Annotated in this window: 14 protein-coding genes; 6 read left to right on the top strand and 8 right to left on the bottom strand. The window is 53.9% G+C overall.

Going from position 1 to position 18,390, the window contains the following annotated elements:
* Positions 1 to 26 precede the first annotated feature (26 nt).
* The 3 genes from NXT09_RS04895 to NXT09_RS04885 all read left to right on the top strand — a co-directional run bounded on the left by NXT09_RS04895 (position 27) and on the right by NXT09_RS04885 (position 6,816).
* Positions 27 to 2,393: a glycoside hydrolase family 31 protein gene (locus tag NXT09_RS04895; RefSeq protein WP_268579060.1), complete on the top strand. Its 2,367-nt coding sequence runs from the start codon at positions 27 to 29 to the stop codon at positions 2,391 to 2,393.
* Between the two features lie 461 nt (positions 2,394 to 2,854).
* Complete coding sequence (locus NXT09_RS04890) at positions 2,855 to 5,743, top strand: flavocytochrome c (protein ID WP_268579059.1); 2,889 nt, start codon at positions 2,855 to 2,857, stop codon at positions 5,741 to 5,743.
* 101 nt (positions 5,744 to 5,844) lie between these two features.
* On the top strand, positions 5,845 to 6,816 hold the full coding sequence (locus tag NXT09_RS04885; protein ID WP_268579058.1) for an FAD:protein FMN transferase: 972 nt from the start codon (positions 5,845 to 5,847) through the stop codon (positions 6,814 to 6,816).
* An 85-nt stretch (positions 6,817 to 6,901) separates the two neighbouring features.
* Here the strand turns inward: NXT09_RS04885 and NXT09_RS04880 are convergent, their stop codons facing one another.
* From NXT09_RS04880 to sapA, 7 genes are all read right to left on the bottom strand, one after another.
* On the bottom strand, positions 6,902 to 7,459 hold the full coding sequence (locus tag NXT09_RS04880) for an inclusion body family protein (RefSeq protein WP_268579057.1): 558 nt from the start codon (positions 7,457 to 7,459) through the stop codon (positions 6,902 to 6,904).
* A 382-nt stretch (positions 7,460 to 7,841) separates the two neighbouring features.
* Positions 7,842 to 8,630, bottom strand: coding sequence for an enoyl-ACP reductase FabI (fabI, locus tag NXT09_RS04875; protein ID WP_010276729.1), 789 nt, complete (start codon positions 8,628 to 8,630; stop codon positions 7,842 to 7,844).
* 193 nt (positions 8,631 to 8,823) lie between these two features.
* Entirely contained in the window at positions 8,824 to 9,639 is an 816-nt protein-coding gene (gene sapF, locus NXT09_RS04870; protein ID WP_010276730.1) for a putrescine export ABC transporter ATP-binding protein SapF, read from the bottom strand.
* A complete protein-coding gene (gene sapD / locus NXT09_RS04865; protein ID WP_095994748.1) occupies positions 9,639 to 10,631 on the bottom strand; it encodes a putrescine export ABC transporter ATP-binding protein SapD in 993 nt (330 codons plus the stop codon). The genes sapF and sapD overlap by 1 nt, the downstream gene beginning before the upstream one ends.
* Before the next feature lie 16 nt (positions 10,632 to 10,647).
* Positions 10,648 to 11,538, bottom strand: coding sequence for a putrescine export ABC transporter permease SapC (sapC, locus tag NXT09_RS04860; protein WP_040043321.1), 891 nt, complete (start codon positions 11,536 to 11,538; stop codon positions 10,648 to 10,650).
* A complete protein-coding gene (gene sapB, locus NXT09_RS04855; protein ID WP_014915699.1) occupies positions 11,525 to 12,490 on the bottom strand; it encodes a putrescine export ABC transporter permease SapB in 966 nt (321 codons plus the stop codon). Before sapB ends, sapC begins: the two co-directional genes overlap by 14 nt.
* A complete protein-coding gene (sapA, locus tag NXT09_RS04850) occupies positions 12,487 to 14,175 on the bottom strand; it encodes an ABC transporter substrate-binding protein SapA (RefSeq protein ID WP_268579056.1) in 1,689 nt (562 codons plus the stop codon). The genes sapB and sapA overlap by 4 nt, the downstream gene beginning before the upstream one ends.
* 171 nt (positions 14,176 to 14,346) lie before the next feature.
* Between sapA and NXT09_RS04845 the strand changes: the two genes are divergently transcribed.
* Positions 14,347 to 14,787 (top strand): Xre family toxin-antitoxin system antitoxin, encoded by a 441-nt coding sequence (locus tag NXT09_RS04845; protein ID WP_010276743.1) that lies wholly within the window; start codon positions 14,347 to 14,349, stop codon positions 14,785 to 14,787.
* Positions 14,784 to 15,272, top strand: coding sequence for an RES family NAD+ phosphorylase (locus tag NXT09_RS04840; RefSeq protein WP_095994746.1), 489 nt, complete (start codon positions 14,784 to 14,786; stop codon positions 15,270 to 15,272). Before NXT09_RS04845 ends, NXT09_RS04840 begins: the two co-directional genes overlap by 4 nt.
* A gap of 240 nt (positions 15,273 to 15,512) precedes the next feature.
* Here NXT09_RS04840 and NXT09_RS04835 read toward each other — a convergent pair whose 3' ends face one another.
* A complete protein-coding gene (locus NXT09_RS04835; RefSeq protein ID WP_240585522.1) occupies positions 15,513 to 16,322 on the bottom strand; it encodes an AraC family transcriptional regulator in 810 nt (269 codons plus the stop codon).
* A gap of 276 nt (positions 16,323 to 16,598) precedes the next feature.
* Here NXT09_RS04835 and NXT09_RS04830 point away from each other — a divergent pair, with 276 nt between their 5' ends.
* The gene (locus NXT09_RS04830; protein WP_268579055.1) at positions 16,599 to 18,278 is read left to right on the top strand and encodes a 2-isopropylmalate synthase; all 1,680 of its coding nucleotides are present in this window, start codon (positions 16,599 to 16,601) and stop codon (positions 18,276 to 18,278) included.
* The last annotated feature ends 112 nt before the right edge of the window (positions 18,279 to 18,390 follow it).

The following is an 18,390-nucleotide window of genomic DNA, read 5'->3' as shown; positions in this document are numbered from 1 at the left end:
TTATTTTTTCCTGAAAAGGATGCTGTATGAAAACGTTGAAAAATTGGGTGTTCCGTCATCAGAGCGCCGACCATGTTGAACTGCTGGTTGACGACAAACATGTGTTTTGCCTGTACGTGCTGGAACCGATGCTGGCCCGCGTGCTGGTTAAGCAGAATGACGAGCTGAAGCTGAACCGCACCTGGAGCATCGCGCCGCAGCAGGATGTCCCCTGGCAGGGGCGCAGTCGTGAGAGCAGCGACGGTTTCAGCCTGCCGGGATTCTCGCTGGAACAGCTGGACGATGCGCTGCGTATCAGCACCGCACGGATGCGAATTACGATTCATCAGCCGCTGTGGCTGGCGTGGGAGTACCGTGATGAACAGGGAGAATGGCAGCCGTTTGCCGCCGATCGACCCACCAGCGCCTATCTGCTTAACTCACACGGTGACGGCGTGGCGCACTATCAGCGCCGTTTCCCGACGGAGCGCTATTACGGCTTGGGTGAAAAAGCGGGCGATCTTGAGCGCACTGGACGCCGGTTTGAGTTCCGCAATCTGGACGCGATGGGCTACAACGCGGCGAGCACCGATCCGCTGTATAAGCATGTTCCGTTTACCATTACCCGACGTGACGATGTCAGCTTCGGCCTGTTTTACGATAACCTGAGCACGACCTGGCTCGATCTCGGCAATGAGATCGATAACTATCATCTGGCTTATCGGCGCTATCAGGCGGAGGCGGGCGATCTCGACTATTACCTGTTTATCGGGCCGCGCGTGTTGGATGTCACGAAAGCATTTGTGCGCCTGACGGGGAAAACGCTCTTTGGGCCAAAGTGGAGCCTCGGCTACAGCGGTTCCACCATGCATTACACCGACGCGCCGGATGCGCAGCAGCAGCTGATGAAATTTATCGCGCTGTGCCGGGAACATCATATCCCGTGTGATTCGTTCCAACTCTCATCGGGCTACACGTCGATCAACAATAAGCGCTATGTGTTTAACTGGAACTACGACAAAGTCCCCCAGCCGGAGGTGATGTCGCAGGCCTTCCACGATGCGGGCCTCAAGCTGGCTGCCAATATCAAACCCTGTTTACTGCAAGATCACCCGAAATACGACGAGGTGTCGGCGCAGGGGCTGTTTATCCGCGATTCCGAATCCGATTTGCCAGAGCGCTCCAGCTTTTGGGATGACGAAGGTTCGCACCTTGATTTCACCAACCCGGCAACGGTGGCGTGGTGGCAGGAGAACGTCACCCGACAGCTGCTGGAGAAAGGGATTGATTCGACGTGGAATGACAATAACGAATATGAAGTCTGGGATGGTGAAGCCCGCTGTCACGGATTCGGCGAAACGATGGCGATCAAACATATTCGCCCACTGATGCCGTTGTTGATGATGCGCGCCTCGCTGGAAGCACAGCAGCGCTTTGCTCCGACGCTGCGCCCTTATCTGATCTCGCGTTCCGGCTGTGCGGGCATGCAGCGCTATGTGCAGACCTGGAGCGGCGATAACCGTACCAACTGGCAGACGCTGCGTTACAACACGCGGATGGGAATCGGGATGAGCCTGTCCGGCCTGTTTAATGTCGGGCACGACGTCGGCGGGTTTTCGGGCGATAAGCCGGACGCCGAGCTGTTTGTGCGCTGGGTACAAAACGGCGTGATGCACCCGCGTTTCACCATTCATTCCTGGAATGACGACCATACGGTAAACGAACCGTGGATGTATCCCGCGGTAACGCCTGCGATTCGCAGCGCTATCGAACTGCGCTATCGCCTGTTGCCGTATTTTTACACCTTGCTGTGGCAGGCCAGCGCGGACGATGAGCCGATGTTGCGCCCGATGTTCCTCGACCACGAGCATGACAACAGAACGCTGGAAGAAACCGACGATTTCATGCTGGGACGAGACATTCTGGTTGCCAGCGTGGTGGAAGCGGGGCAGCGCCAGCGGACAGTCTACCTGCCGGCGAATACGTCAGGCTGGTACGATTTTCATTCCGGCCAATGGTTCAGCGGCGGACAGACGATTGTGCTGGATGCGCCGTTGGAACGCCTCCCGCTGCTGGTCCGCGCGGGCGCGATGATTCCGCTGTCGGGACGAACGGCACACGTCAGCTCGCAGGAAGATAATCAGCGCGAATTCCTGCTCTTCCCGCCTGTCGCTGGCGGCACGGACAGCGGGCTGCTGTTTGAAGACGACGGCGAAACGTGGCAATGGCGTGAAGGTAACGCGCTGTGGCTGCGCTGGGAAATTCGCGCGGATAGCCAACGGATTGACGTGACGTTTACGTCAGAAGGGCGATACCAGCCCGCCTGGCAGCATGCGACGCTATGCCTGCCAGCGGGCGAGCAGCGTCAGCTCTACATTAACGGCGTTCACACGAATACCTATCAACACCAATAATCATCTCCATTTCTCTATACGCTAAATAATTCGAGTTGCAGGAAGGCGGCCAAAAGAGGGAATCCCGATGAGCTTACTCAGGTAAGTGATTCGGGTGAGCGAATGCAGCCAACGCACCTGCGGCTTGAAGTATGACGCGTATATTGCGCCTCGGTATTATTGTTTACCGGGGCGTTTTTTTTGTTATGCAGAATATAAATAATATCCGATTGGTTATCTTCAGGATAAGGAGATGTTAATAAAGTGAATGGAATATTAAATATAAAAAAGAGTTGTGCGAATACCCTTAATAAAAGCGGATCTACAAAATAGTTTAAATAGTAAGAAAACATTTTATAACATCAAAAAAAATAGATACTTGGTAAGTAATAAGTTCGCAAATTATCAGCCAGAAGAATTAACGATTAAAAACAAACATGGCCTTTTCGAACAAGATTTTTATTTTAAGTGGAGTATTCGCTATGAAGAATAATCACCATGATCTATTTGCCGCTTTTACACTCCCCAACGGCGCAACGCTGAAAAATCGAGTACTGATGGCACCCATGACCACCTGTAGTGGGTTTTATGATGGGAGCGTGACCAAGGAGCTGGTGGAATATTATCAGGCCAGGGCAGGCAGCATCGGCACCGTGATTGTAGAGTGCTGTTTTATTGATGACAAAGGGTTGGCTTTTCCCGGTGCGATAGGAATCGACAACGACGAGAAAATTGACGGATTGGCTAAAATTGCGACGGCGATTAAAGAGAAAGGCTCGACGGCGATCCTGCAAATTTATCACGGTGGCCGGATGGTCGAACCGCGTTTTATCGGTGGCGAGACGCCCGTTGCCCCGAGTGCTATTGCCGCGCCGCGCGCGGGTGCTATCGTTCCGGTCGCGCTGTCGGGCGACGAGGTTGACGCGATGATCGGCAAGTTTGGCGATGCCGTTCATCGCGCCATTCAGGCGGGTTTCGATGGCGTGGAAATTCATGGCGCGAATACCTACCTGATCCAACAGTTCTATTCTCCTCACTCTAATCAGCGCTCAGATAAATGGGGCGGCAGCCGTGACAAACGCGCGGCATTTCCGCTGGCGGTGTTGGATATCACCCACGAGGTCGCAGATAAATACGCCGATCCTTCGTTCATCATCGGCTATCGTTTCTCGCCGGAAGAGATCGAAGAGCCGGGCATTCATTTTGATGATTCTCTCTATCTGCTGGAAAAATTAGCGGCACGCGGGCTGGATTATGTTCATTTCTCTATGGGAAATATTCTGCGCTCGTCCATTATCGAAACAAACGATCCGACGCCGCTGATTAAAAAATATGTTGCCCGCCGTTCCGCAGCATTAGCCGCAGTTCCGGTTATTGGCGTAGGAGATATTGTCAATCAGGCAGACGCCGATGCGGCGCTGGAAAATGGTTATGACCTGATTGCCGTCGGCAGAGCCTGTATTGCTTATCCAGACTGGACAGATCGCATTGCCGAGCAGGAAAAACTCGATCTTTATATTGCCAGCGATAAGCGTGAAGCATTAACGATTCCTGAACCGCTGTGGCGCTTTTCATTAGTTGAAGCCATGATCCGGGACGTGAATTTAACCGGTAAAAAATTTAAATCCGGGGTTTATCAGGAACGCATTCAGGATGAATGTGGCGAACTGCGAATTCATGTTCATTTTGAGCAGAATCGGGTCGCTGATATCGCGCTGGAGAATAGCGAGATTGATGATTCACTGAAAATCAGTTTTGAGATTATCCGTGAGCGCATTCTGGATACCAATAGTCCCCACGTTGATGCCGTAACGGGCGCAACGGCGCAGAGTGAAGCGATTAAAAAGGCCGTCACCAAGGCGATGGTGAAATCGAGCAAAGACGCCATTATTGCCGATGGCGGTAACCCAGACGCGCGTCGCGAAGCGCATGTGGTGGTGATTGGCAGCGGCGGCGCGGGTCTGGCGGCGGCGATTCAGGCCAGCGAAGAGGGCGCACGCGTCATCGTCATTGAAAAGATGCCAGTCATCGGCGGCAATACCATCAAGGCCTCTGCCGGTATGAACGCGGCGGGAACCGTCTTCCAGCAAAATAAAGGTATCGAAGATAGTCAGGCGCTGTTCTATGACGAAACGCTGAAAAGCGGCAAACAGAAGAACAATCCTGCGCTGGTACAATACTTCGTCGATCATGCGTCTGACGCGATTAACTGGCTGGCGCAGCACGATATTGAACTGAGCGACATCACCACGACGGGCGGCATGAGTGTTGACAGAACGCATCGCCCTGCCAACGGTGCGGCGGTGGGCGGCTATCTGGTCAGCGGGCTGATTAAGAACCTCAATAAATACAATATTGAGGTGCTGCTGGAAACGTCGGTAACTGAAATTGTGCAGGAGAAGGGCAAAGTTAGTGCCGTCAGAGTCATCAATGATGATCAGGAAGAGAGCCTGATTGCGACAAAAGCGGTGATTGTTGCCACGGGCGGTTTTAGTGCCAATCAGGCGATGGTGGAGTCATACCGCCCAGACCTGAAAGGCTTCGTCACCACCAACCACAAAGGTGCAACGGGTGGTGGCATTCGCCTGCTGGAACAGATCGGCGCGGATACGGTGGACATGGGGGAAATTCAAACCCATCCGACGGTTGAGCAGACAACCTCTTATCTGATCTCCGAATCTATTCGCGGCGGCGGGGCTATTCTGGTGTCGCCGCGTGGAGAACGCTTCTTTAACGAAATGGAGACGCGGGATAACGTCTCGTCCGCCATCGTCAACCTGCCGGAAGAGTACGCGTACATCCTGTTCGACGAGCAGGTCAGAAACCGCAATCGGGCGGTCGAAGAATATGTCGCACAAGGGCTGACCGTCAGCGCGGACAGCGTCGCGGAACTGGCCGACAAGCTCGATATGCCGCCAGCGGCGCTGCACGCTACGCTCGAACGTTACAATGCCTTTATCGCCGACAAACACGATGAAGACTTTGGCCGTACCACGGGGATGCGCGATCCGCTGAATCAGGCACCGTACTACGCGATTAAGGTGGCACCGGGCGTACACCACACGATGGGTGGCGTCACCATCAACGAGAAAGCGGAAGTGCTGAACCGCTATAAAGAGACGATCTCCGGGGCTTATGCCGCCGGGGAGGTGGTTGGCGGTATTCACGGCGCAAACCGCATTGGCGGCAACGCCGTAGCGGATATCATTATCTTCGGGATTCAGGCGGGGATTCAGGCAGCGGCCTATGCGCGGGCACCGCGTCGTTCTGATGCTTTTCCGACGAAAGCGCGCAAGGCAAAGTTTGCGAGAACTACGTCAAAAACCACGGCGAAAACGGCTGAAAATCAACCGATTCTGGTAGCCGAGTAAGTGATAGAACCGTAGTGCTAATGGCGTGCGTCTGAAAAGGCGCTCGCGATTTTTCCGACCGTTTCCTTTCCGTACCGCCATTCGATCATGGGAGTCACCGTATGCCTTCTGTCGATAACGCTTACGTCTATTCCGTTCACCTGATGGGCAGCCCCATTCTGCTCAAACTGTTTGTCCATGATGAAATCGCTGTCAGGCAAGTTTTCCAGCGCATCAAGCAGCTCGAAGACCTGCTAACTGTCAATCGGGCACAGTCGGAAGTGATGGGCATCAACCATGCGGCAGGGAAAGAATACGTTTCGGTCAGCCCGGTTGTTTTTGAGCTGATTAAGCGCGCCAAAGCGGTGAGCCTGATTGAAAACAGCGGCTTTAACGTCGCGATTGGTCCTGTCGTGAAACGATGGAAAATCGGTTTTAGCGGCAGCACGGTGCCTGACCAGGAATCGATACAGCGGGCGCTGGCATTAACGCATCCCGAGCGCATTATTCTCAGAGAGCAGGACTGCGCCGTGATGCTAGAAAGCGCGGGAATGGAGATCGATCTGGGCGCGATTGCGAAAGGCTATATCGCCGATATCGTCCGGGACGTTCTGCATCAACATGCGATTCAGGATGCGCTGATCAATCTGGGAGGAAACGTGCTGGCTATCGGCAGCGCGCTGACGGATGAACAAGGGCTATGGAGCGTCGGGTTGCAGAAGCCTTTCGCGGATCGCGATAGCCTGCTGGGCATTATTAAAGTGAAGAACAAATCCGTGGTGACATCCGGCGTCTATGAACGCTTTTTTACCGTGGACGACCGTATTTATCATCATATTATCGATCCCCGGACGGGGTATCCGCTGGATAATGAACTGCACAGCGTGACGGTTATCTCGAACGACTCTCTCGACGGCGATATCTACACCACGCTGCTCTATGGTATGGGCGTCAGCGCCGGCATTCACTTTCTACAAAACCAGCCGGATATCGAAGCCATCTTTGTGACAAAAACTAAAGAGATTGTTTTTTCTTCGCAGCGGCATTATAGGTTTGAATTGCTGGATGAGGATTATTCGGTGACGATGTTGTAGTCATTATCATTCAAAGAATAAATAAATGGATGACCAATGAAAATCAGTCATCCATTTTTATAATGTTACTAATGTCGATGTGTTTTTAATTTTTAACAGTGATGGTTGGATCCCATTGGAAATAACCGTAGAGTTCTTGATTTCCGCCGTGTGGACGATAGTACAAGGCGAATTGTACCTGATAATGCTCTGTCCCTAACTGACTTATTGTTGCCTGAGCATACCAGTGTTTTTGTTCAGTGAACGTAACAGGAAGCGGTGAGGTATTATTTGTTTCCCGAGGTTCTGCTTCTAAACGTCCGCTATTAACAAATTCAACGCCAGTAAAAACCGTGTCTCCCGCATATCGCGGTAGCCCATAAATCAATACGCTTGAGTCTGAATTGGCAGATTCTGAAAGGCCTGTCCAGCGAATAACATCATCACGATTTGCTTTAATGTTGAGATCGCCAGTTCCTTCCCCTGATACGACAGACTGGTTAGGGGCAACCATATAGGAATATTGATGACCAATTGGCGTTGGGTGGGCTTGATCCTTGCTGGCAGCACTGAATGAAACGTCGCTCATAACACGGTCTGTGTCGATAATAACAATAACGTTAATGACATTATTGGTTGAATTCAACTCATTACTATTACTCATGGAACGTCCTTATTTTAATAATATACGCAATGGGAATTGCTTAGCAGGCGATTTAATTTGGTTGAGGAAGGAACTAAATTCACTCAGTTTTTATAATATTTATTTTACTTTGTTTTTACAAGTGCGAGTTAATTTTATTATTGAAAATAATTAACTAGCAATGAAATAAATTATTAAATGAATAGTTTTAAATTTCTTGATTTATTATTCAATCATTTCAATTGAAATGATTATATTAAATGTAACTGATGAAATTGAGCTTGCCATCAATAGCTTGAGTGACAGGAGATTTTTCTTGAACAGCAATTCAGGAAGATAAGAGGGGAATTATGTACGTTGTAGGTGAGAAGTAGCCTATCCGAGATAGGCTACTTTTGATGACTTACTTCAGTTCCAGCTCGTTCATTGCAGCGATGCTGAAACCGCCGTCAACGTGCAGGACTTCACCGGAGATACCGGCTGCCAGATCGGAACACAGGAACGCAGCAGAGTTGCCCACGTCTTCAATGGTAACGACACGGCGGATTGGCGTAACGGCTTCGCAATGCGACAGCATTTTCTTGAAGTCTTTGATGCCGGATGCAGCCAGTGTACGAATCGGGCCCGCAGAGATGGCGTTGACGCGCACGCCCTGAGCACCCATGGCGTTCGCCATGTAACGTACGTTTGCTTCCAGAGACGCTTTTGCCAGACCCATAACGTTGTAGTTAGGGATGGCACGCTCAGCACCCAGGTAGGACAGGGTAACCAGCGCAGAGTTCGGGTTCAGCATCTTACGGCAGGCTTTCGCCATCGCGACGAAGCTGTAAGAGCTGATATCGTGAGAAATGCTGAAGCCTTCACGGGTAACGGCATCAACGTAGTCACCGTCCAGTTGGTCGCCTGGTGCGTAAGCAATGGAGTGCACGAAGCCATCAAAGTTCGGCCATACGTTAGCCAGTTCGGTAAACAGTGCTTCGATGCTGGCATCTTCAGCGACATCACACGGCAGAACGATGCTGGAACCCAGTTCGCTGGCAAAGCCTTCAACGCGTGCTTTCAATTTGTCGTTCTGATACGTGAAGGCCAGTTCGGCACCTTCGCGCTGCATTGCTTGTGCAATACCGTAGGCAATAGAACGGTTGCTGGCAACACCTGTTACCAGAATGCGCTTACCGGTAAGAAAACCCATAGCAGTAATCCTTGTGATCATTGTTGCTGCGATCGCCACCTCTGTACCCGTAAACATACGTGGCAAGTGGCGACCGAGATGAATAAACCGCGCAATTCTACCATGTTGGGGACGGTAGGGGTACTCCGAGCAGTATCCGCCTTTTTCCACAGCCCTGTGGCTGTCGCGGGGATGCTGCCGCAGTGCGCGGAGATTAACGTTGTGCGCCGTCGCGTCGCCAGGCGTCGGCACTGAGCGCTTCGCCGAAGTGGCTGGCAATCAAACGTTTCGTCAGGTCATGGAGCGGGGCGGACAACACATCGGCGGTACTGCCGCGTTCGACCACTTCGCCAGCCTGCATCACCAGAATCTGGTCGCTGATGTGCTTCATCATGCCCAGATGCTGCGTCACGTAAATATAAGAGATACCGTGCTTTTCCTGTAACTCCAGCATCAGATTGATAATCTGTGACCGCATAGACATATCCAGTGACGCCAACGCCTCATCGGCGACAATCACTTTCGGTTGCAGGATTAGCGCCCGTGCCAGACCGACGCGCTGTTTTTGCCCCGGCGCGAGCGCATGCGGATAGTAATAGGCGTGATCGGGACGTAGCCCAACCTGATGCAGCGCCTGATTAATCGCTCTCTCGCGTGCTTCGGCGCTGAGATCGGTATTCAGCCGCAGCGGGACATCCAGCAGTTGCCCGATGCGCTGGCGTGGATTGAGCGCATTGCTCGCATCCTGAAAGATCATGCGGATGCGCTGGCTGCGGTAGCGGTAATCGCCGTAGTGCAGTGGATGATCGTCGATAACCAGCTCGCCGGACGTCGGCGCGATCATGCCCGACAGCATTTTAGCCAGCGTTGATTTCCCCGATCCGTTCTCGCCGATGATGGCGAGCGTTTGCCGTTCACGCAGCGTAAAGCTGACGGATTTCACCGCCTCAACATGCTGACGACGGAACAGCCCGGTCCGATAGCGGAACGTCTTGGTCAGGTTGCGGGCTTCAAGCAGCATCTCAACCATCACGGTTCCTCCATGTTGAGCGGGAAGTGGCAGGCATATAAGTGGTTCTTAACGGAGAGCAGCGGCGGCGTTTGCATACACTGTTTTTGTGAATACGGGCAGCGTGGGCCGAGCCGGCAGCCAATCGGCAGGTGCTCTAACGACGGAATCGCCCCGTTCAGAGTGTTCAGTCGGCTTTTGTGCGGCAGAGAACGACCGAAATCGGGCATTGCGCGAATCAGTGCCTGCGTATAAGGATGGTGCGGCGCGGTGATCAAATCTTCACAGGTGGCGCTCTCCACCGTTTGCCCGCAATAGAGCACGTTGATTCGGTCGGCCCATTTGCTCATGGTTTGCAGGTCATGGCTGATGAGCAGAATCGTGGTGTTATTGTTTTGGTTCAGGCGCGACAGCAGGCGGAAAATCTGTGCCTGCGTGGTGGATTCCATCGCGTTGGTCGGCTCGTCGGCAATTAGCAGGCGCGGTTGGTTCGCCAGCGCGATGGCAATCATCACCTTCTGACACTCGCCGTCGCTCAGCTCATAGGGATAGCTGCCCATGATGTCTTTATGATCTTTAATCCCGACGCGGTGCAGCAGTTCGATCGCGCGACGTTTGCGCCAGTTAAACCGCTGCCACCAGCGGCCTTTATACGTCCAGCCGGGAATCGCTTGTACCAGTTGACGGCCCACACTTTCGGAGGGATCGAGACAGGATTGCGGCTCCTGAAAAATCATGGAGACGTTATGGCCGACCAGCTTACGCCGCTCGCGCGACGACAGTTGCAGCAGGTCGATGTCATCGAAGCGGAAGCGATCGGCGGTCACGCGCCAGTTCTCTTTGGTGATCCCGCAGATGGCTTTGGCGATCAGGCTTTTACCTGAGCCGGATTCGCCCACCAGCCCGCGAATCTCACCTTCGCTCAGCGTCATACTGACGCGGTCGACGGCTTTTACCGCGCCGTCGGCGGTCAGAAATTCAATCGTCAGGTTACGGATATCAAGTAATGGCATAGGGAGTCGTCGCCTCTTATTCCGTTTCCGCGACGAGCGCACGGCGGATGCCGTCGCCCAGCAGGTTGACGATTAACACGCTCAGCGCGATAGCCGCACCGGGCAGCATCACGGTCCACGGTGCGGCATAAACCAGCTCCAGCGAGTTGCCAAGCAGGGCGCCCCATTCGGTCGTCGGCAACTGCGCGCCCAAATCGAGAAAGCCCAGCGCGGCGATATCCAGAATGGCAATCGACAGCGCGCGGGTAAATTCGGAGACCAGCAGCGCAGCGATATTTGGCAGCACGACGTACCACACCAGATAAAACGTGGAAGCGCCGTCGAGACGAGCGGCGATCACGTACTCTTTATCCATTTCATCGTGTACGGCGTTGTAGATAGTACGCACCATGCGTGGCAGCAGCGCCAGCCAAACAGCGAGCATCGCGTGTTCGAGCTTGGGACCGATAAAGGCGATGACCACAATCGCCAGCAGCAGCGACGGAATGGACAGCAGCGTATCCAGAATATGGTTGAGCATCGCCGAGCGCAGCCCGCGGGTAACGCCCGCAAAGACGCCCAGTACGATGCCGCACAGCGCTGCCGCGTAGGTGACGATGAGCGACGCGCCGACGGTCGGCGCTGCACCGCTCAGCAAGCGGCTTAGCTGGTCGCGGCCTAAATCGTCGGTGCCGAGAAAGAACGAGACTTCACCGTAGTGCGACCAGGAAGGGGGCAGCAGTTGGTAGCCTAAAAATTGCTGGTCAACTTCATAAGGTGCGAGAAATTTGCCGAACAGGCACAGGCCGATCAAGATCAGAAAGCCGTATAGCCCGATCATCGCCAGCATGTCCTGATGGAATGCCCGCCAGGTATCGCCTAGTCGGCTAGGCAGCCGCTTTTCGCTATAAACGTTATCGTAGGGCATACCATTCCTTGTGTTTCAACGGATTTGCCATGGCGCCCCAAATATCGGACAGGATGTTGACCGTGATGACCATTGCGCCGACCACCATCACGCCCGCAGAAATGGCAGCGAAGTCCTGCTGACGAATGGCATTCACCAGCCAGCGACCGATACCCGGCCAGTTAAAGACCACTTCGGTAATCATCGTCAGCGTCAGCATCGTGGAAAATTGTAATCCCAGTTTGGGAATAATCGGCGGCAGTGCGTTGTGAATCAGGTGGCGGCGAATGATCGTAAAACGCGACAGTCCGCGAGTCGCTGCCGCTTTTATGTAGTTTTTGCTGATAATTTCCGTGGTGCTGACGCGCATCAGGCGGATCACTTCGGTGGTCGGCCCGACGGCCAGCACGGTAATCGGCAGAATCAGATGGCGGATAGCGCTGACGATCATTTCACCGCGATGGGGTGAATCTGACAGCCACGCATCAATCAGTGCAAATCCGGTGACGGTTTTCACCTGATAGAGCAGGTCGAAGCGGCCTGAAACCGGCAGCCAGCCGAGGTGCAGCGAGAAGAAGAGCGTCAGCAGTAGCGCCAGCCAAAACACTGGCAAGGAAAAACCGATAAGCGCCAGCGTGCTGATCACAATGTCCGCGCCGCGATTCTGCATTACGCCAGCGGTAATCCCCAGTGGAATACCGACCAGCAGCGAAAGCGCAAATGCCAAGAGACAGAGCTCGATCGTGGCCGGGAACACTTCTTTCAGCAGCTCGCTGATGGCCTGTCCGTTAATGCTGGAGCGTCCGAAATCTCCCTGAAGCAGGCTGGTGAGGTAAAAGTGGTAGGCATCAAACAGCGCTGCGCCATTGAGCGGGGCGTTGGGCGTGTAGTAACTGAGGCTAAAGCCAACCAGCGTCAGCAGTGACAAGGTCACTATCAGTAACACCAGACGTCGCAAGGTAAAGATAATCACGGCTGTGCTTCCTCCACGGTGTCCGGTGCAGAAGGCTTCTGCTGCGCCTGTTGATCCTCGCGGAAGACGCCCGCGAATGAGGCATTGCCGAAGGGACTCAATACCAGCCCTTTCATGTCATAGCGGTAGGCCAGCAGTCGTAATGACGACGCCAGCGGCAGAACGGGTAACTGTTCCGCCAGAATGCGCTGTGCCTGCTGATAATAGTCAATCCGCTTAGAAAGCTGCTGTGACGAGAGCGCGTTTTGCAGCACTTCATCAAAAGTGGGATCGCACCAGTGCGCGTAGTTACTCTGGGAGCGAATTGCCGCGCAGCTTAACAGCGGTCGAAAAAAGCTGTCCGGGTCGTTACTGTCCGTTGCCCAGCCTGCCAGCGTTAAATCGTGGCTGAGCTCCATCAGTCGCGCTTCCTGAAAACGGCCTTCCACCGGAACGATGGTCACGGTGACGCCAATTTGCGCCAGATCGGCCTGTATCAGCTCTGCCGTTTTCAACGGGCTGGGGTTGTAGGACTGTGAGGCGCTGGGCACCCACAGGCGCAGGTTCAGGTTCGTCAGCTCCAGTTCCTGCAAGATTTGTCGCGCTTTCTGCGGGTTATATTCCGTAATCTGCGATTCATTGTCGTACGCCCACGACGCGCGGGGCAGAATAGACGCCGCCGTTTCTGCTGTGCCGTAATAGATCGACTGCATCAGCCTGTCGTTATTGATCGCCAGCGCGATGGCTTCCCGTACGCGGCGGTCGTCCAACGGCGGTTTACGCACGTTGAATGCCAGATAGGCGACGTTCATGCCGGGACGCAGTGAGAGACGCAGACGCGGATCGTTACGCAGAATCGTCAACTGGCTGGCTGCTGGATAGGCGAGGACATCACATTCACCGGTCAGCAGCTTGGATAAGCGACCCGTCCCGCCGGAGCCGAGATCGACAACCACCTGCCGCATGCGTGGCAGGCCGCGCCAATAATCGCCGTTGCGCGTCAGTCGGATATATTGCCCGTTGCGGTATTCATCGAGCAGATAAGGGCCGGTGCCGACCGGTTCGCGATCCAGCAGCTCCTTTTTGTCCTCTTTCGCCAGACGCTGTGCGTATTCCGCGGACAGAATCGGCGCGTAGTGCGTGGCCAGATGCCAGAGAAAAGAGGCGTCTGGGCTGTTGAGCCGGATCTCAATGCTGTATTCGCCTAGCTTGCGGATGCTTTGCACCGAATCGGCGAATTGCAGGCTGTCGAAATAGGGATATTCACCGCCGTTGACATCATGATACGGATGTTTTTCGTCCAGCATGCGCTGGAAGCTGAATATCACGTCGTCGGCGTTCATATTGCGGGTTGGGTTGAACCAGGCGGTGTGCTGAAATGGCACATCGCGGCGCAGGTAGAAACGGTATGTCGAACCGTTGTCCAAGACTTCCCAGCGCTGAGCCAGCTCTGGCATCAGACGATAGGTGTAAGGATCGACATCCAGCAGGCGATCGTAAAGCTGCGCCGCCAGCGTATCAATCGTGACGCCGCTGCGCGCCATCTGCGGGTTAAACGTGTTCAGGACATCATTGACGCAATAGACAAAGCCGCTCTGGCGAATATTTTCCAGCGGAGCAGGCGGCGTTAGCACGGACGGTGGTGCGGCCAGTGCAGGCAAAGCCAGCCAGGTGAGTGCCAGTGCGAAACAGGTTTTTCCGAACATACGGGATTTTTCAGTCAAGACGGTTATATACAGAGTGTATCGCACTCTTGGCATCCTCCCCACTCTTGTTATGTGCGTCTGGCGACTTTCCAACCGTTTGAGCCACCAGACGAATGATTGAAAACGTCATAATGAATGCTATAGTTAAGTCATAATGACGAGGAAATAACTATGAATGCAGAAATCAGTCTTAAAGTTGAAAACTTTGCTCGTGAAGCCGAGTTGCCTGATGGTGTTTTCCATGACCCGTTAATGTTCGTTAATGTCGTGCGCGGTGGGATTTCCGGCGCGATGTTGAAACGCGGGGCGGATGCCAGTGGGCTAAGCCGCAAGCTGATTGGTTCGGCGCTGTCCGTCGACCCGTCTAATATCTCCCGTTTATTCCGCCGTAAGCATTTAACGCTGGAGCAGGGGGAGGCCGCGCTGGAGACGTTTCGCCTGTGGCTGAAAGCCATGACGACGTTTGAAGATGAAGCGAAGGCGCAGCTGTGGATGGAGAGCGGCATTCCAGCCTTTGGCGGGAAAACGCCGGCGGAAATGCTGGATACGCACAAAGGGCGTCAGCTGGTTGATAACGCCTTGAATCGTATTGAATACGGCGAATTTATATGAGGCTTTACCGCATTACTAAAGCGGTCTGGCTGGAGGCGTTTTCAGGTCAAACGGGCGTAAGTTTCCAGCACGGTGCGCGTTTCAATCAGCCCAATACGCCGGTGCTATATTTCAGTGAAACGCCCGCCGTCGCGATGTTGGAAATGGGGAATTATCTTCCTTCGCCGCAGTTGCTGCCCGCCAGCTATCGTTTGGGCGTGTATGAACTGCCAGACGATGTCCCGCAAGAATCCATCACGTTAGACATGCTGCCTGAAGACTGGCATCGCTATCCCTTTATGCCGGACGTGCAGGCACTGGGATCGCGCTGCCTGAACGCTGGGCAGTCGCTGGTAATTTGGGTACCGACCAGCGCGGTTAAACCATTTGGCAGCATGCGTAATGCATTGATTAATCCGCTACATCCCGCGTTAAGCCAGCTACGCCTGATTGAGGCGATCCCGGATTTCTACAGTCATCGACTGTTTAACCCGATAGGGCACTAAGCCTGTAATCGACGGCGATGGGCCGGCAGGAACCCTATAGTCAGTATGGTAATGAGAAAAATTCTCAACAAAGTGCTTTACAGATGATACTGATAACTATTATCATCATTTTCGCACTTCGACGGTGGCTTCTCGCAGGCACTGAAGGAGAGCACGACATTGCTCACATTGCTTCCAGTATTATTTTAGCCAGCCGACGCGCTGGCTTTTTTTTTGTTCCCAATCCTTCCTGCGACGGCGTTATGTGTTTCGCCGTCTGTCACCCATAAATGCCGAGGGTGACTGCCCGAACTGTTTTCTGAATGCCGTCGTATAGGCACTGTGACTGTCGTAACCGCTGCTCAGCGCGACCTGTGTGATGGGGGCACCTTGCACCAGCAGGGTTAATGATGACATCAGGCGCAGCTGTTGACGCCACTTGCCGAACGTCATCCCTGTGCTTTTCAGAAAGCGGCGATGAAAGGTTTTTCCGCTAATCGCCAACTTTCCAGCCCAGTCGTCTGCTGTCGCGATATCACCTGGGTCGCGCATGAGTGTCTGGCAAACCGTCTGTATCTGCATGTCCTGCGGCCAGGGCAGATGAAAAGGGAGATGCGGCGTTGTGCGCAGTTCCTCAATTAATAATTCCCCTAGCAACTGCGTATAGCGCGGCGTGCTGTCGTGGCTGTCGGCATCGGTGAGTCTGGATATCAATTCTCTTGCCAACCCAGACACGCGCACGACACAGTCTGCGGTGGGCAATTTCGTGCACATATCTTCGCGTACGAAGATGCCATTTGCCTGTGAAGCGACTGGAATAATCAGGCGATGGGGAACGCCTGGACGCAACCATACTGCAGATGTCGGCGGGACCAGCCATTGTCCGGTTGGCGCTTCCACCTGCACAAGTCCACTGTCTGCATAAATAAGATGGCCTCTGCGATGGTGGTGCATAGGAACCACATGCCCCTGCGGGTAATGAATGGCGACACCCGTGACAGGTTGCTCTGAGGCTTCGGCTGCGTTTAAGTCAAGCGCGTGTCCACCGTCTCCAGGGGAAGAAAAACCCATATCGATTCACTTTGTCCAAAACAAACAATTGAATGTCTATTTTCATGTAGATGGACGAATTGTGCAAACCTAATATGGACGCGTAATGACAACCTTGAGCCTCTCGTACATGCTGCCGTCCAGCCATTATTCATGTTCGTTACGACGATGGTCTCTCGGTCGGGGTCGGTATGCATGCGTTTGCATCATGCACCATCCTGCTTCTTCCTGATCCCGACGACTGTCAGCTTTTCTTGAGTCAGGGGATCAGGTTCTATTGATTCCCTGGAGATTGTTATGTTGACCGATCCGTCTCAAAAATATCGCCCCTTTCCCTCTGTTGAGTTAGCCGACCGCCAATGGCCATCGCGGACTTTGACGTGCGCCCCTGTCTGGCTTTCTACGGATCTGCGTGATGGCAATCAGGCGCTTTTCGAACCCATGAACCGTGAACGTAAGCTGCATCTGTTCCAGGAATTGGTTCGCATCGGCTTTAAGGAGATTGAAGTTGGATTTCCCTCTGCATCGCGCACCGATTTTGAAATCGTGCGCCACTTAATTGATGCCGACCTGATTCCCGAGGATGTCACCCCGATGGTCATTACGCAGTTGCGTGATGATCTGGTGAAAGAAACGGTACGCAGTGTGGCTGGCGCGCGACGAGTGATTGTTCATTTTTACAATGCCATCGCACCCGCCTGGCGTGAGATTGTGTTCGGTATGAGCGTGGCGCAGATCGTCGAGATGGTCGAGCACCATATTGCGTTGCTGAAACAGTTAACGGCAGAGCATCCCCAAACAGAATGGGTTCTCCAGTATTCACCCGAAACGTTTTGCATGGCCGAACTGGATGTTTCCCTTCTGGTCTGCAACGCGGCCATCAGAGCCTGGGATGCGGGACCGCAGCGTCCGATGATCATCAACCTGCCAACAACGGTAGAAGTCTCGACGCCCAATGTTTTCGCGGATCAGATCGAATGGATGCACCAGCGTCTGGAGCGGCGCGAGCACATCGTGCTCTCCGTTCATCCGCACAATGACCGCGGCACCGGCATCGCCTGTGCGGAACTGGCTTTGCTGGCCGGTGCTCAGCGGGTCGAAGGTTGCCTGTTTGCAAATGGCGAGCGCAGCGGAAATCTTGATGTCGTGACGATGGCGTTAAATTTGTACACTCAGGGCATCTCACCCGGTCTGGATTTCTCTGATATCGCTGCTGTGGCTCGCGTGGCTGAAGATTGTACCGCGCTGCCTATCCATCCGCGTCATCCCTATGTCGGTGACCTTGTTTTCACGGCATTTTCCGGCTCGCATCAGGACGCTATCGCCAAGGGGTTTGCCGCACAGCATTCAGACGCGCCGTGGCGCGTACCCTACTTGCCTATCGATCCTCAGGATCTGGGTCGCACCTATGACAGTATCGTGCGTGTTAACAGCCAGTCTGGTAAGGGCGGTATCGCTTTTCTGCTGCAACGCGATCATGGCATTGTCATGCCACGTCGTATGCAAGTGGAGTTCAGCGCTATCGTTCAGGCACTGGCGGAAACCAGTGAAACCGAACTGAGCAGCGAGAAAATCTGGGACATTTTCCAACAGACTTACCTCTCTCCGGTTCTTGAGCAACCGGGTTTTATCTACCGTGCTCATCATCTGTCAGACCACCCCGAGGGGCAGGCCATTGATTTGGAACTCACTGATGTCAATGGCTTGCCACAAAACTACCGCGGAAAGGGGAATGGCCCGATCTCCGCTGCTGTGGATGCGCTGGGGTTACCGCTGCGTATCGACAGCTATGAGGAGCGCAGTCTGGGCGCTGGGGCGGATGCCGTTGCGTTAGCCATTGTGGAAGCCGCATGGCCCGGTGTCCCGGGATCGCGTTTCGGTGTTGGGCGACATCCGAACATCGTCACGGCTTCGGTACTGGCGGTACTGAGCGCCGCAGCTAGATTTCCGGCGGTCGGGGATATCGCTGGGAGATAAAACGCGCTAAGGCCACGTGACTGAATCAGGATGGTAAGCACGTTATCTTTCTGGACGCGCGAGCTCAAGGCCGCGCGTTCTGCATTCAGGTTCGGATATGAGGCCACGGAGG

This window comes from Pectobacterium jejuense (assembly GCF_026800125.1).
Lineage (GTDB): Bacteria > Pseudomonadota > Gammaproteobacteria > Enterobacterales > Enterobacteriaceae > Pectobacterium > Pectobacterium jejuense.
This window is presented reverse-complemented; position numbering and strand designations above follow the sequence as displayed.